This window comes from Streptomyces sp. NPDC059668 (assembly GCF_042734135.1).
Classification (GTDB): domain Bacteria; phylum Actinomycetota; class Actinomycetes; order Streptomycetales; family Streptomycetaceae; genus Streptomyces.
Window position 1 is genome coordinate 116,812 of record NZ_JBHWEL010000019.1, and the last position, 14,893, is coordinate 131,704.

General features: G+C 71.6%; 12 protein-coding genes. 8 read left to right on the forward strand and 4 right to left on the reverse strand.

Going from position 1 to position 14,893, the window contains the following annotated elements; all coding sequences use genetic code 11:
- Positions 1-175 precede the first annotated feature (175 nt).
- On the reverse strand, positions 176-901 hold the full coding sequence (locus ACFV2J_RS16840) for a 3'-5' exonuclease (protein ID WP_385088468.1): 726 nt from the start codon (positions 899-901) through the stop codon (positions 176-178).
- Between the two features lie 170 nt (positions 902-1,071).
- Between ACFV2J_RS16840 and ACFV2J_RS16845 the strand changes: the two genes are divergently transcribed.
- The 3 genes from ACFV2J_RS16845 (at position 1,072) to thrS (ending at position 4,943) form a co-directional block, all read left to right on the forward strand.
- Positions 1,072-1,638 carry a DUF4365 domain-containing protein gene (locus tag ACFV2J_RS16845; protein WP_153291635.1) on the forward strand — a complete coding sequence of 189 codons (567 nt, stop codon included), beginning with the start codon at positions 1,072-1,074 and terminating at the stop codon, positions 1,636-1,638.
- Complete coding sequence (locus tag ACFV2J_RS16850; RefSeq protein WP_385088470.1) at positions 1,635-2,852, forward strand: hypothetical protein; 1,218 nt, start codon at positions 1,635-1,637, stop codon at positions 2,850-2,852. Before ACFV2J_RS16845 ends, ACFV2J_RS16850 begins: the two co-directional genes overlap by 4 nt.
- 105 nt (positions 2,853-2,957) lie before the next feature.
- The gene (gene thrS, locus ACFV2J_RS16855) at positions 2,958-4,943 is read left to right on the forward strand and encodes a threonine--tRNA ligase (protein WP_385088472.1); all 1,986 of its coding nucleotides are present in this window, start codon (positions 2,958-2,960) and stop codon (positions 4,941-4,943) included.
- 65 nt (positions 4,944-5,008) lie between these two features.
- On the opposite strand, the gene ACFV2J_RS16860 is transcribed toward thrS, so the two are convergent.
- A complete protein-coding gene (locus ACFV2J_RS16860) occupies positions 5,009-5,665 on the reverse strand; it encodes a potassium channel family protein (RefSeq protein WP_385088474.1) in 657 nt (218 codons plus the stop codon).
- Between the two features lie 67 nt (positions 5,666-5,732).
- On the opposite strand from ACFV2J_RS16860, the gene ACFV2J_RS16865 reads away from it, so the two are divergent.
- Positions 5,733-6,293 carry an HIT family protein gene (locus tag ACFV2J_RS16865; RefSeq protein ID WP_385088476.1) on the forward strand — a complete coding sequence of 187 codons (561 nt, stop codon included), beginning with the start codon at positions 5,733-5,735 and terminating at the stop codon, positions 6,291-6,293.
- 659 nt (positions 6,294-6,952) lie between these two features.
- Here ACFV2J_RS16865 and ACFV2J_RS16870 read toward each other — a convergent pair.
- Complete coding sequence (locus ACFV2J_RS16870) at positions 6,953-8,662, reverse strand: hypothetical protein (RefSeq protein ID WP_385088478.1); 1,710 nt, start codon at positions 8,660-8,662, stop codon at positions 6,953-6,955.
- A 211-nt stretch (positions 8,663-8,873) separates the two neighbouring features.
- On the reverse strand, positions 8,874-11,072 hold the full coding sequence (locus tag ACFV2J_RS16875) for an elongation factor G-like protein EF-G2 (RefSeq protein ID WP_385088486.1): 2,199 nt from the start codon (positions 11,070-11,072) through the stop codon (positions 8,874-8,876).
- A 243-nt stretch (positions 11,073-11,315) separates the two neighbouring features.
- On the opposite strand from ACFV2J_RS16875, the gene pgsA reads away from it, so the two are divergent.
- The 4 genes from pgsA (at position 11,316) to ACFV2J_RS16895 (ending at position 14,770) form a co-directional block, all read left to right on the forward strand.
- Positions 11,316-12,035, forward strand: a complete 720-nt coding sequence (gene pgsA / locus ACFV2J_RS16880; RefSeq protein ID WP_385088488.1) for a phosphatidylinositol phosphate synthase — start codon at positions 11,316-11,318, stop codon at positions 12,033-12,035.
- A complete protein-coding gene (locus ACFV2J_RS16885) occupies positions 12,032-12,958 on the forward strand; it encodes a phosphatidylinositol mannoside acyltransferase (protein WP_385088480.1) in 927 nt (308 codons plus the stop codon). Before pgsA ends, ACFV2J_RS16885 begins: the two co-directional genes overlap by 4 nt.
- Entirely contained in the window at positions 12,955-14,115 is a 1,161-nt protein-coding gene (locus ACFV2J_RS16890) for a glycosyltransferase family 4 protein (protein WP_385088482.1), read from the forward strand. Before ACFV2J_RS16885 ends, ACFV2J_RS16890 begins: the two co-directional genes overlap by 4 nt.
- Before the next feature lie 109 nt (positions 14,116-14,224).
- Positions 14,225-14,770 (forward strand): hypothetical protein, encoded by a 546-nt coding sequence (locus tag ACFV2J_RS16895; protein ID WP_385088484.1) that lies wholly within the window; start codon positions 14,225-14,227, stop codon positions 14,768-14,770.
- The last annotated feature ends 123 nt before the right edge of the window (positions 14,771-14,893 follow it).

Below are 14,893 nucleotides of genomic sequence, written 5' to 3' on the forward strand. Positions count from 1 at the left end.
CACGTGGGGCGCGCGTTACGTTCACCCGGATGTGGACAGTGGTGCGCCCCCTCTATCCCCCAGGGGCAGTGCCCGGTCCGTCACAGACGGACCGGCCTTCTTGCATGCCCGGGCGAAAACGGCACCGGTGTCCGCCCGGGCCGCCACACGTGCGCGCGGGCCACCACGCACCCGCTCACGCCGCCGCGGACAGCTCCGGCCTGAGCGGCCACGACGGATCGACCGACTCCTCCGAACCGCTGCGCGCGAACCAGGCCTGCAACCCCCGTGCCTGCGCCGCGTGCCACACCGACTGCAAGGTGTGCAGCTCGGCGGGGGAGAGCCGCTCCAGCCGGGGAGCGAACCGGCGCCCCACCGCCCGTACCACCTCCATCGCGGCCAGCGCGTCCGCCGCCGCGTCGTGCGCGCCCTCCAGGGCGACGCCGTAGTGCGCGCACAGGTCGGTGAGCGTGCGCCGGCCCTTGCGGTAGCGGTCCAGATGTTTGTCCAGGACCCGTGGATCGAGCACGCGCAGCGGCGCCGACTCGAACCAGCGGTCGAGACAGGACGCCCGATGCCGACGCAACTCCCGGTCCAGCAGCGTCAGATCGAACGGCGCGTTCATCACCACGAGCGGACGGCCCACCGCCGCCTGCTCGCCCAGCACCCGGACTATCTCGTCCATCACCGGCGACGGCCAGCGGCCGTTGCGCTGCAGATGTTCCTCCGTCAACCCGTGCACCGCCGTCGCACCCTCGGGCACCGGCACTCCCGGGTTCACCAGCCACCGGGTCACCCGGGGTCGGGAACCGGCGGTGTCCTGGACGACGACGGCGGCCGACACGATCCGGTCGGTCTCGACGTCCACGCCCGTGGTCTCCGTGTCGAACGCGGCCAAGGGGCCCTCGTACCAGCACGTCATACGCACACAACTCCTCGTTCACCCACGGCAGCTGACGCACCGTCTTCTGCCCGTTTGGTGATACCCGGGCTGTTTGCGCCGTACGCCGGAAGGAGACAACAGAGGTACGGGTCTTTGCAGTTCAGCGGCCCGTCGCGGGGATTCTCTTGGCTTGGAAGGCTGTTGGACTCATGGCAATCGCGCAGCCCGAGCGGGGCGGGCTGCTGCCCCAGCGCACGGCACCCCATCGCGGCACGCTCGCCACCACCGCCTGCATGGAGACGCTGCAGGTCGGCTACCTGCACGCCGTCGCCGCGGCGGCCGGCTGCTCGCTGTCCCAGCCCTTCCCGGACAACGGGATCGACTGGCACGTCAGCCACAGCGGCCCCGGACACACCGTCGACGACGAAGTCACCATCAAGGTGCAGCTCAAGTGCACGTACCAGATCCCGCCGAACCCCCCGGGGCCCGCCTTCTCCTTCACGCTCGACAACGAGCACCTGGCGAAGCTCGCCCGCACCCCGGTCTCGGTGCACAAGATCCTGGTCGTGATGCTCGTGCCCCGGTCCCAGGACGACTGGCTGCGCGCCAGCCACGACCGCCTCGACCTGCGGCACTGCTGCTACTGGACCAACCTCGCCGGGCAGCCCGTGACGGGCCGGCGCAGAACCACCGTCCGCATACCGACCTCGCGCATCTTCGACGACCGGGCCCTGTGCGAGATCATGACGCGGGTCGGGACGGGAGGCAGGCCATGACGCACCGTCCGATCGACGAACCCCTCCGGCCGGTCAGGCCGCACCCCGCCGAGGCCCACTGGACCGAGCCGCCCGAGCCCGGCCAGGTCGACCCCGCCGTGCTCAGCGCGCTGCTGCACCGGCACGGCTGGCAGCGCCGCGGCGGCGCCCCGGGACGGTACGGCAGGTGGACCCCACCCGGGCCCGGCGGCTCGGGCACCAGCCTGCTCGTGCCGGAGAACCGGGCCTTCCCCGACAGCGACGACCTTCTCGGCGAGGCCCTCGACGCGCTCTCCCGCAGCGGTGCCCCCTCCGCGCGCGACGTCCTGGTCGCGCTCGCCGTGCCCAGCGACGAGATCCGCTGGTGGCGCGACGTCCCGACCGGCCCCGTCGGCGCCACGCCCTGGAGCGTCGAGGAGCGGCTGCGCTCGGCCGCCCGCCAGATGCTGCTCGCCGCCGCCCTCGCCACCCGCGCCCGGGCCGGCTACTACGGCGCCCGGTACCGCAGGCCCGCCGCCGCGTCGCTGGAGAACGTCCTCGTCGGCGCCGACCCCGGCGGACGCCGGCTCACCGCCTTCGTGCCCGTGGAAACCGGCCGCTCGCTGGCCGTACGCCTGCACCAGGCGCTGTACGCCGCCCGCGAGGCCATCGACTACCAGCGGGCCACCGGTGGCATGGACGCCTTCGACGCGGCCGTCGAGGCCGGCGTCAGCCACGAACTCACCGAGGCCGTCGTCGCCCTCGTACGGGGCACCGAGGGCGCCCGCGTCGCCGTCGAGTGGGCGCCCGCCGCCGGCGTCCCCGAAGGCTGCGCGTCGCCCGACGAGGCCGTCGAGTTCTCGCCCGGCGACGTGCCCGTGCTGCGCGAGGCCGCGGCCCGCTATCTGCGCGAGGAGCCGTCCGTGCCGGTCCGGATCACCGGGGCCGTGGTGCGGATGCGCAGGTCGGAGCCGCGTGGTGAGGGCACCGCACGGCTGCGGGTGATCGCGGGCGCGGAGGTCCCGTACGTGCGCGTCACCCTCGACGAGGAGGCGTACCGGATAGCGGGGCAGGCCCATCTCGTCGGGCTGCCGGTGCGGGTGCACGGGCGGCTGGAGAGCCGCGGCGGCTTCCGCAGACTCACCGACGCCTCCGGGGTCGTACCCGTTCAGGTCGACGAGGCAGAGCGGGACCGGCTGATGAAGTCGCTCCAGGAGAATCTGGACTTCTTCGAGGAGGCGTGCAGCGGGGACTGAGCCCGGACGGACCGTAACCGTTTCGCGGAGGGAGGCCTCGGCTCGGTACGATTCCTGTCTGCGCCCGCGTGTCGCGGCGCGCCCACCTTCAGGCAGGAGAGTCCGGTGTCAGACGTCCGTGTGATCATCCAACGCGATTCCGAGCGGGAAGAACGCGTGGTGACGACGGGCACTACGGCCGCCGATCTCTTCACCGGCGAGCGCACCGTCATCGCGGCGCGCGTGGCCGGCGAGCTGAAGGACCTCGCGTACGAGGTGAAGGACGGCGAGGAGGTCCAGCCGGTCGAGATCTCCTCCCCGGACGGTCTCGACATCCTGCGCCACTCCACCGCGCACGTCATGGCCCAGGCCGTGCAGGAGCTCTTCCCCGAGGCCAAGCTCGGCATCGGCCCGCCGGTCAAGGACGGCTTCTACTACGACTTCGACGTCGAGAAGCCGTTCACGCCCGAGGATCTCAAGGCCATCGAGAAGAAGATGCAGGAGATCCAGAAGCGCGGCCAGCGCTTCTCCCGCCGTGTGGTCACCGACGAGGACGCCCGCGAGGAGCTCGCCGCCGAGCCGTACAAGCTGGAGCTCATCGGCATCAAGGGCTCCGCGGCCGCGGAGGGCGGAGCCGACGGCGCGGACGTCGAGGTCGGCGGCGGCGAGCTGACGATCTACGACAACCTCGACGCCAAGACCGGCGAGCTGTGCTGGAAGGACCTCTGCCGCGGTCCTCACCTGCCCACCACCCGCAACATCCCGGCGTTCAAGCTCATGCGCAACGCCGGCGCGTACTGGCGCGGCAGCGAGAAGAACCCGATGCTCCAGCGCATCTACGGCACCGCCTGGCCGTCGAAGGACGAGTTGAAGGCGCACCTGGACTTCCTCGTCGAGGCCGAGAAGCGCGACCACCGCAAGCTGGGCAACGAGCTGGACCTCTTCTCCATCCCGGACCAGATCGGCTCCGGCCTCGCCGTCTTCCACCCCAAGGGCGGCATCATCCGCCGGGTCATGGAGGACTACTCGCGCCGCAGGCACGAGGAGGAGGGCTACGAGTTCGTCTACACCCCGCACGCGACCAAGGGGAAGCTCTTCGAGACCTCGGGCCACCTGGACTGGTACGCCGACGGCATGTACCCGCCCATGCAGCTCGACGAGGGCGTGGACTACTACCTCAAGCCCATGAACTGCCCGATGCACAACCTGATCTTCGACGCGCGCGGCCGCTCGTACCGTGAACTGCCGCTGCGTCTCTTCGAGTTCGGGACCGTGTACCGGTACGAGAAGTCGGGCGTCGTGCACGGTCTGACCCGCGCCCGTGGCTTCACGCAGGACGACGCGCACATCTACTGCACCAAGGAGCAGATGGCGGACGAGCTCGACAAGACGCTCACCTTCGTCCTCGGCCTGCTGCGCGACTACGGCCTCACCGACTTCTATCTGGAGCTGTCCACCAAGGACCCGGAGAAGTTCGTCGGCTCCGACGAGATCTGGGAGGAGGCCACCGAGACGCTGCGACAGGTGGCCGAGAAGCAGGGCCTCCCGCTCGTCCCGGACCCGGGCGGCGCCGCGTTCTACGGCCCGAAGATCTCCGTCCAGACCAAGGACGCGATCGGCCGGACCTGGCAGATGTCGACCGTGCAGCTCGACTTCAACCTGCCCGAGCGCTTCGACCTGGAGTACACCGGTCCCGACGGCACCAAGCAGCGTCCGGTGATGATCCACCGCGCGCTCTTCGGTTCCATCGAGCGCTTCTTCGCGGTGCTCCTGGAGCACTACGCGGGCGCGTTCCCGGCCTGGCTGGCGCCCGTCCAGGCGGTCGGCATCCCGATCGGCGACGCGCACGTGGAGTACCTCCAGAAGTTCGCCGCCGAGGCGAAGAAGCAGGGCCTGCGGGTCGAGGTCGACTCCTCCTCCGACCGCATGCAGAAGAAGATCCGCAACGCGCAGAAGCAGAAGGTGCCCTTCATGGTCATCGCGGGCGACGAGGACATGGCGGCCGGCGCGGTCTCCTTCCGCTACCGCGACGGCTCGCAGGAGAACGGCATCCCCCTCGACGAGGCGATCGCCAAGATCGCGAAGATCGTCGAGGAGCGCACGCAGGTCTGACGGACGTGGTGACCCGGCGTACCGGGTGATCCGACGCGTACGGACCGAGAGGCCCCCGGGGGAGTTCAGACTCCCGGGGGCCTCTCGTCGTCCTCGCGCGCGAACACGTGCAGCAACCAGGACGAGAACGCCCCCGTGACCGCGCCGAGCAGCGCCAGACCGCACGCCATCAGTCCCACCGCGATCGTGCGGCCCAGCCGGGTCACCGGGACGACGTCCCCGTAGCCCACCGTCGCGAGGGTGGCGCAGGTCCACCACACCGAGTCACCGAAGGTGCGGATCGTCGCGTGCGGCGCCGAGTGCTCCTGCTGGTAGACGGCGAGGGCGCCGGCGAAGCCGAGCAGCAGCACCGACAGACCCGCGTAGAAGACCACGCGCGCGTGCAGGGCGAGACGGGGCTGTCCGTGACGGCGCTGTACGGCCTCGTACACCTTGACGACGCGCAGCGGGCGCAGCAGGGGCAGGACGAGCACCAGCGTGTCCAGCCAGTGGGCCGGTACGAAGCGGGGTCCCTGGCCGCTCAGCCGCCAGCGCACCGCGTAGTCGACCAGGAACAGTCCCCACGCGGCCAGCATCACGGCCAGGCACGCGTCCCGCGCGGCGGGCGGCAGACCGTGCCCCAGGACCAGCACCGCGTAGGCGGTGAGGAACAGCAGCGAGCACAGACCGAGCGGGACCTCGGTGCGCCGTTCCCAGCGGGCCCGCGGGCTGTCGTCGTCCACCGGCCCAGCTTGGCGCGGGGCGCCGGCGGAAGTGCCCCGCCGACACGCCGCGAACGGGCGAAGCAATATGCTGCACCACATGACGAGTGAGCCGGAGCAGCAGATCGGAGTGGGGACGCAGGACGCGTTCCAGCGCTTGTGGACGCCCCACCGGATGGCCTACATCCAGGGCGAGAACAAGCCCACCGGCCCGGGGGCCGACGACGGCTGTCCGTTCTGCTCGATCCCCGCCAAGTCCGACGAGGACGGGCTCATCGTCAGGCGCGGTGAGCAGGTGTACGCGGTGCTCAACCTCTACCCGTACAACGGCGGCCATCTCATGGTCGTGCCCTACCGCCACGTCGCGGACTACACCGACCTGACCGGCCCGGAGACCGCCGAGCTCGGCGAGCTGACCAAGCAGGCCATGACCGCGCTGCGCGCCGCGTCCGGTGCGCACGGCTTCAACATCGGCATGAACCAGGGCACCGTGGCCGGGGCGGGCATCGCCGCCCACCTCCACCAGCACATCGTGCCCCGGTGGGGTGGCGACACCAACTTCATGCCGGTCGTCGGCCACACCAAGGTCCTTCCCCAACTGCTCGCGGACACCCGCAAGATGCTCGCCGAGGCGTGGCCCAGACCGTAGCCGTGCCGGGCCCCGGAAGGGGTGCGGAAGCGTACGGAAAGGGGGCGTGGAAATCCACGCCCCCGACCTCTCCAACGGGCCGACCGCCCCCGGCGCTCTCGCCCCACGGACGCCCGCCCACGCCGGGCACGGCGCCCCGGGCATGTCCTGGGCTGCGCGCCCCGTACGGCGTTCCGGCCGCGCCCCGGCACGGCGTTCGCTCGTGCCCGGCACGGCGTTCAGGCTGTGCGCCGTGCTTCGCCCCCGTACGGCGTGAGCCCGTGCACCATAGGGCGTTCGCGCTGTGTGCCGTGCTTCGCCCGACAGGTGCCCGTTCGTGCGTCGTGCGGCGTCGCGGCCGTGCCCCGCGCTTTGCCCCGTGCGGCGGGTGCTCGTGCCTGGCACGGCGTTCAGGCTGTGTGCCGCGCTTGGCCCCGTACGGCGTGCGCTCGCGCCCTATACGGCGTTCAGGATGTACGCCGTGCCTCGGCCCGGCACGGCGCCCCGGCCGTGTCCAGTGCTTCGGCCCCGTACGGCGCCCGCCCGCGCCCCGGCCGTGTCCCGCATCTCGCCCCGCACGGCGACTGCCCGTGCCGCCCCGCGCTTCGCCGAGCGCGGGGCGTGTCCGCGCCCCCGTGACGGGGCGCGGGCGCGCCGTCTCCTGCCGAGCCGCCGGAGGCCTACGCGTCGTAGACGTCGTCCTTCTTCGGTGTCGGGTCCTGCACCGCGCCGCTGAGCACGGAGGTGCGGCCGTCGAACTTCGTGGTGTCCACGTTGTGGCCCTTGAGGAACTCGATGACCGCCTCGTGCACCACACGGAGCACGGGGGTCGCGGAGCGCAGTACGTCGTCGGTCATGAAGCGGTTCTTCCAGGGCTGGTCGGCCCAGGCGTGCCGCAGTCCGAAGGGCTCGGGAAGGGTCAGCGAGCCGCCGAGCCAGTTCAGGAACGGCGGGTACCAGGTGAACGGGGCGCGGGCCGCGAGCCGTACGACCTCGTCGTTGCCGACCAGCGGGAGCTTCACCGTGCGGGTCTCCCAGAACTTGACCGTCTTCGCGACCTTCTTCTCCTTGGCCGCCGGCTTGCCCATGAACAGGCCGTTCACCGGTCCCAGGGCATGGCCGGTGAGCTCGATGCGCAGGGTCTTGTGCAGCACGGTCACCGTGACGAGCATGCTGATCACGAGCTGGCCGTCGTAGAGGGTCCACTGGACCCCGAGGTAGTGCCGCTCGCCGCTGTTGTACTGCTTCTTGTTGCAGATGTCCCGTATCTGCTGGAGGTTGACCTGGTGGGCCGTGCTGCCGCTCGGGCGGGTGACGGCCTTGGAGCTCGCCGGGATGTGCGTGACGACCCAGTGCCGGATCTCGGGCTTGGGGAAGCCGCCCGTGGTCAGCGGGCTCGTGTTGAGCCGCTCCAGCGCCCGCTCGATGGCGCTGACGACGTCGAAGCTCTGGAACCTGTTGATCTCCGGGGCCGGAACCAGGTGCTTGGCCAGCTCCGCGCTCAGCGACCCCACCTTCTGCATCTGGTCCGAGACGACCGGCACCAGCTCCTCCGCGAGGTGCCAGTGACCCCAGCGCGTGCCCATGCCGAGGATGCCCTTGGGGCCGGCGTAGAACACCGAGTTCGACCGCTGCTCGTCCCGCAGCTCGCCGAACGCCTGACGCAGCCGCTCGGCCCGGGTGTCGCCGGGGCTGCTGGGGACGGACTCGGGGACCCGGGCGCCCACGGTGCTGCCGGAGAGGAGGTTGGTCCAGCGGGTACGCAGGTCCTTCGCGGTGCGCTCGCAGATCTGCTTCGCCAGCAGCCAGCCGACGACCGGGGCGACGATCGCGCCCCGCACGTACCAGGCCAGGGGGCCGGTGAAGGGCAGCCGGATCATGGCGATCACGGCGACGACGCCCACGGCGACGAGGAGCGCGGTGGCGAGGGCGGAGGCCCGCTTGTCCTCGCGCTTGGAGACGGCGGTCCGTATCTGGAAGACCAGCAGCCACAGCAGGAGCCCCGGCAGGAAGAGCAGACCGCAGACCGCCATCACGACCGTCAGGCGGGTGTCACGCTCCTTGCGGAGGCGGTTGGCCGCCAGACAGTGCTCGACCACCGCCTGCGGCTCGATGCCGAAGGACTGGACGACCGGACTGCGGCCGACGCCCAGCATGCGGGTCACCACCGCCTGGGCGAAGGCCTCACCGAGGTTGGGCCGGAAGATCGTCGCCCACTTGCGGCCCGGGTTGACCTTCGACTCGTGCCACTCGTTGTTGGCTTCGAGGATCTTCTCGACCTCGTCGTCCCGGTAGGCGGCCGACGCCAAGGCGTACGTCGCCATCTCGTCCGAACCCGAGCGTGGCACCTGTGGCCCGAAGATGTCCTCGAAACCGGTTGGAACCGTCATTCCCGCCCCCATCGCCGCCGGTGTCGCTTCTGCGGCTTTTCCCGACTTCCCTGCCCCGCACACCTGTTGATCAGTCAGTCATGGTGATGAGTCGCCACGTCATCGGCCAACACCTTGATCAGGTCATCAGCGTATCGGCAGGCGGCGGCCCTTCGTCGGCGGACGGCCGAAGCCGCCCGCCGAGGGTGAACCGGAGTGCGTCCGGTGTGAACTACGAGGCCTCCCGCGTCTGTTCGCGCATCCTCTCGGCGATCTGCGGCGGCATCGGCTCGTGCCGCGCGTAACTGCGCTGGAAACGTGCCGTGCCGTGCGAGAGCGAGCGCAGATCGACGGCGTACCGGCCGATCTCCATCTCCGGCACCTCGGCCCGCACGAGCGTGCGTCCGCCGCTCGTCTGCTCCGTGCCGACGACCCGGCCGCGCCGCCCCGACAGATCGCTCATCACGGCGCCCACGTAGTCGTCGCCGACCATGACGGTCACCTCGGCGACCGGCTCCAGCAGATGGATCCTCGCCTCGGCGGCGGCTTCGCGCAGCGCCAGCGCGCCCGCGGTCTGGAAGGCCGCGTCGGAGGAGTCCACCGAGTGCGCCTTGCCGTCGAGCAGGGTGATCCGTACGTCGATCAGCGGATGGCCCGCCACCACGCCCCTGGCCGCCTGGGCGCGCACGCCCTTCTCGACGGACGGGATGAACTGCCGGGGCACGGCCCCGCCGACGACCTTGTCCACGAACTCGATGCCCGAACCGTTCGGGAGGGGCTCGACCTCGATCTCGCAGATCGCGTACTGGCCGTGGCCGCCGGACTGCTTCACATGGCGCCCGCGCCCCGCGGACCTGGCCGCGAACGTCTCCCGCAGGGAGACCTTGTGCGGGACCACGTCGACCTGGACGCCGTACCGGCTGCGCAGCCGCTCCAGGGCGACGTCCGCGTGCGCCTCGCCCAGACACCACAGGACCACCTGGTGGGTGTGCTGGTTCTGTTCCAGACGCATGGTGGGGTCCTCGGCGACCAGCCGGCCGAGACCCTGCGAGAGCTTGTCCTCGTCGGCCTTGCTGTGCGCCTGGATGGCGAGCGGCAGCAGTGGGTCGGGCATCTGCCACGGCTCCATCAGCAGCGGGTCGTCCTTGGCCGAGAGCGTGTCACCGGTCTCGGCCCGGTTGAGCTTCGCCACACACGCCAGGTCGCCCGCGATGCAGTGCGTGAGGGCGCGCTGCTGTTTGCCGAACGGCGCGGACAGCGCGCCGACGCGCTCGTCGACGTCGTGATCCTCGTGGCCGCGGTCGGTGAGCCCGTGCCCCGAGACGTGCACCGTCTCGTCGGGGCGCAGGGTGCCGGAGAAGACGCGGACGAGCGAGACCCGGCCGACGTAGGGGTCGCTGGCGGTCTTCACGACCTCCGCCACCAGCGGCCCGTCCGGGTCGCAGGCACTGACCGCGCGCGCCGCGCCGTCCGGCGTGGTCACCGCGGGTGCCGAGCGCTCCAGCGGGGTCGGGAAGCCGCCGGTGACGAGCTCCAGGAGCTCGACCGTGCCCAGTCCCTGCCGGGCGCCCTCGGCGGCGGGGGCGGCGGCCAGCACGGGGAAGAACGCCCCGCGCGCCACGGCCCGCTCCAGGTCCTGCACCAATGTCTTGAAATCGATCTCCTCCCCGCTCAGATAGCGGTCCATGAGGGTCTCGTCCTCGCTCTCGGCGATGATCCCCTCGATCAGCCGGTTGCGCGCCTCCTCGATCAGCGGCAGCTGCCCGTCCACCGGCTCGGCCTCCACGCGCTCACCGGACGAGTAGTCGAACAGTCGCTGCGACAGCAGCCCGATCAGCCCGGTCACCGGCGCGTGCCCGTCGGGGCCCGGCTCTCCGTGCAACGGCAGATAGAGCGGCAGCACGGCGTCCGGGTCGTCGGCGCCGAAGGCCTCCGCGCAGATCCTGGTCATCGTGTCGAAGTCGGCGCGGGCCGATTCGAGGTGGGTGACCACGATGGCCCGCGGCATGCCGACCGCCGCGCACTCGTCCCACACCATCCGGGTCGAGCCGTCCACGCCGTCCGAGGCCGAGACCACGAAGAGGGCCGCGTCCGCCGCGCGCAGACCGGCCCTGAGCTCCCCGACGAAGTCCGCGTATCCGGGGGTGTCGAGGATGTTGATCTTGTACCCGTCCCAGGTGACGGGTACCAGGGAGAGCTGCACCGAGCGCTGCTGCCGGTGCTCGATCTCGTCGTAGTCGGACACGGCGGTGCCGTCCTCCACCCGGCCCGCCCGGTTCACGGCTCCCGCTGTCAGCGCGAGAGCCTCCACCAAAGTCGTCTTGCCCGATCCGCTGTGGCCGACCAGCACCACATTCCGTACGGACGCGGGGTGGTCGGCCGCCGTAGCCCTGCCGGCGGCTCCGGGGTGTGTGTTCGCCTTGTCGCCCATGGCCTTGCCTCCCGTGCACGGTGAGGTCTCTCTGGGCGCGGGCACGACGGATGTCTCCCCGGACCGGGTCCAGGGCGTACCCCCAGCGGTACGGCTCCGATGACGCCCGCGGTGACTTCGAGCTTTGCACTCGCGTCACGGTGCGTCCATACGGCGGACGCGATCGCGCCGTGCCGCCTGGGGAGCCCCCTGGGACACGGGGTGCGGGTGCCCGACCGTCGCACATGCGCGCGCGTGACTACGATGGGCCAGCCGGGGGCCAGCAGGGGCCGCCCGGCGACACCGACCGTCGGGAAGGCCATGCTGAACAAGTACGCGCGTGCATTCTTCACGCGTGTCCTCACACCGTTCGCCGCGTTTCTCATCCGCCGGGGGGTAAGCCCCGACACGGTCACCCTCCTGGGCACGGCCGGAGTGATGGCGGGCGCGCTGGTCTTCTACCCCCGGGGAGAGTTCTTCTGGGGCACGATCGTCATCACGCTCTTCGTCTTCTCCGACCTCGTCGACGGCAACATGGCGCGCCAGCTCGGCCGCTCCAGCCGGTGGGGGGCCTTCCTGGACTCCACGCTCGACCGGGTCGCCGACGGGGCCATCTTCGGCGGCTTCGCGCTCTGGTACGCGGGCAACGGGAACAACAACGTGCTCTGCGCCGTCTCGATCTTCTGTCTGGCCAGCGGCCAGGTGGTCTCGTACACCAAGGCCCGCGGCGAGTCGATCGGCCTGCCGGTCGCCGTCAACGGTCTGGTGGAGCGCGCCGAACGCCTGGTGATCTCGCTGGTCGCGGCGGGCCTCGCGGGGCTGCACGCGTTCGGGGTCCCGGGCATCCAGTGGCTGCTGCCCGTCGCCCTGTGGATCGTCGCCGTCGGCAGCCTGGTGACGCTGGTCCAGCGCGTCGTCACGGTGCGCCGGGAGTCCGCCGAGGCCGACGCGGCCGCCGCGCACAGCAGCGGGGCCACGTCGTGACCAGCCTCCAGGACAGACTGGTGGACGGGGCGTACGCGCTCGGCTGGAGCACCGTCAAGACGCTCCCGGAGCCGGTCGCCGTACGTCTCGGCCGCACCATCGCGGACCTCGCCTGGAGGCGACGCGGCAAGGGCGTGCTGCGCCTGGAGAGCAACTACGCGCGCGTGGTCCCCGACGCGAGTCCGGAGCGGCTCGCTGAACTCTCCCGGGCGGGCATGCGCTCGTACCTGCGTTACTGGATGGAGTCCTTCCGCCTCCCCGCCTGGAGCCGGGAGCGCGTGCGGACGGGCTTCGACCCCAGGGACGCGCACTACCTGACGGACGGCATCGCCTCCGACCGGGGCGTCATCCTCGCCCTCCCGCACATGGGCAACTGGGACCTCGCGGGCGCGTGGGTCACCACCAAGCTGGAGACGCCGTTCACGACCGTGGCCGAGCGCCTCAAGCCGGAGTCGCTGTACGACCGCTTCGTCGCCTACCGCGAGGGCCTCGGCATGGAGGTCCTTCCGCACAGCGGCGGCACCGCGTTCGGCACCCTCGCCCGGCGGCTGCGCGACGGGGGCCTGGTCTGCCTGGTCGCCGAACGCGACCTGTCCGCGTCCGGCGTCGAGGTCAAGTTCTTCGGAGAGGCCACCCGGATGCCGGCGGGCCCGGCGCTGCTGGCCCAGCAGACCGGGGCGCTGCTCCTCCCGGTGACACTCTGGTACGACGACTCACCGGTGATGCAGGGCCGTGTCCATCCCCCCGTCGAGGTCCCCGAGACAGGTACCCGGGCCGAGAAGACGTCTGTCATGACACAGGCGCTGGCCGACGCCTTCGCCACGGGTATTTCCGACCATCCGGAGGACTGGCACATGCTGCAGCGCCTGTGGCTCGCCGACCTGGAGCCCCGCCCCGAACCGTCCGACGGGGAGCAGCCGTGAAGATCGGCATCGTCTGCCCCTACTCCTGGGACGTACCCGGTGGCGTCCAGTTCCACATCCGCGACCTCGCCGAGCACCTCATCCGCCTCGGGCACGAGGTCTCCGTCCTCGCTCCCGCGGACGACGAGACACCCCTGCCGCCGTACGTCGTCTCGGCGGGCCGCGCCGTCCCGGTGCCCTACAACGGTTCCGTGGCGCGCCTGAACTTCGGGTTCCTGTCGGCGGCCAGGGTGCGGCGCTGGCTGCACGACGGCACCTTCGACGTGATCCACATCCACGAACCGACCTCGCCGTCGCTGGGACTGCTCGCGTGCTGGGCCGCGCAGGGGCCCATCGTCGCCACCTTCCACACCTCCAACCCGCGCTCCCGGGCGATGATCGCCGCCTACCCGATCCTGCAGCCCGCGCTGGAGAAGATCAGCGCGCGGATCGCCGTGAGCGAGTACGCGCGGCGCACGCTCGTGGAGCACCTGGGCGGCGACGCGGTGGTCATCCCGAACGGCGTCGACGTCGACTTCTTCGCCCGCGCCAAGCCCCAGCAGGAGTGGCAGGGCGACACACTCGGGTTCATCGGCCGCATCGACGAGCCCCGCAAGGGCCTGCCCGTCCTCATGAAGGCGCTCCCGAAGATCCTCGCCGAACGCCCCGCGACCAGACTCCTGGTCGCCGGCCGGGGTGACGAGGAGGAGGCCGTCGAGTCGCTGCCCGCCGAGATGCGCTCGCGCGTCGAGTTCCTCGGCATGATCAGCGACGAGGACAAGGCCCGCTTCCTGCGCAGCGTCGACGTGTACGTGGCACCCAACACCGGCGGCGAGAGCTTCGGGATCATCCTGGTGGAGGCCATGTCGGCGGGGGCGCCCGTGCTCGCCTCCGACCTGGACGCCTTCGCCCAGGTGCTCGACCAGGGAGCGGCCGGGGAACTGTTCGCCAACGAGGACGCGGACGCGCTGGCCGCCTCCGCCCTGCGCCTGCTCGGCGACCCCGAGCGCCGCGCCGAACTGCGTGCGAGGGGCAGCGCCCACGTACGGCGCTTCGACTGGTCCACGGTCGGCGCCGACATCCTGTCCGTGTACGAGACGGTGACGGACGGGGCGGCGGCGGTGGCGGCGGACGAACGGACCGGGCTGCGGGCACGGTTCGGGCTGGCCCGGGAGTGAGAGCGGGCGAGGCGGAGGAGCCCCGGACCCCGTCCTCCGCGGCGGACGGTGCGCACGGGGCACGAGGGCGTGAGGGGCGGGTGACCACGCCCGAGTAGCCTTGCGGCCCGTGACCGCAACCTTGATCTGGATCCTCGTCGGCCTCGCGGCGATCGGCCTCTACCTGAGCTGGACCGCGGGGCGCCTCGACCGGCTGCACGCCCGGATCGACGCCGCGCGCGCCGCACTCGACGCGCAGCTGTTGCGCCGCGCCTCGGTCGCCCAGGAGCTGGCGACCTCCGGGGTGCTCGACCCGGCCGCCTCGATCGTGCTGTACGAGGCGGCGCACGCCGCCAGGCAGGCGCAGGAGGAGCAGCGGGAGGTCGCCGAGAGCGAGCTGAGCCAGGCCCTGCGCGCCGTCTTCGGAGAGGTGCAGCAGATGGAGGCGGTGCGGGAGGCCCCCGGCGGGGACGAGGCGGCGACCGAGCTGGCGCAGGCGGTGCGGCGGGTGCCGATGGCCCGGCGGTTCCACAACGACGCGGTGCGGGCGGCGCGGGCGTTGCGGCGGCACCGCAAGGTGCGGTGGTTCCGGCTGGCGGGGCATGCGGCCTTCCCGATGGCCTTCGAAATGGACGACGAGCCACCTACTGCGTTGGCTGACCGGCCCACGAGCTGAGCCACCCGCGGCCTGTCCGTTCCTGGGGGCTGCCGCCCCCAGACCCCCGCTCCGGCCTCAAGGGCCTTGTCCTCAAACGCCGGACGGGCTGGAGGTGCGGGCCTGCGCCGGAGATCTTCAGCC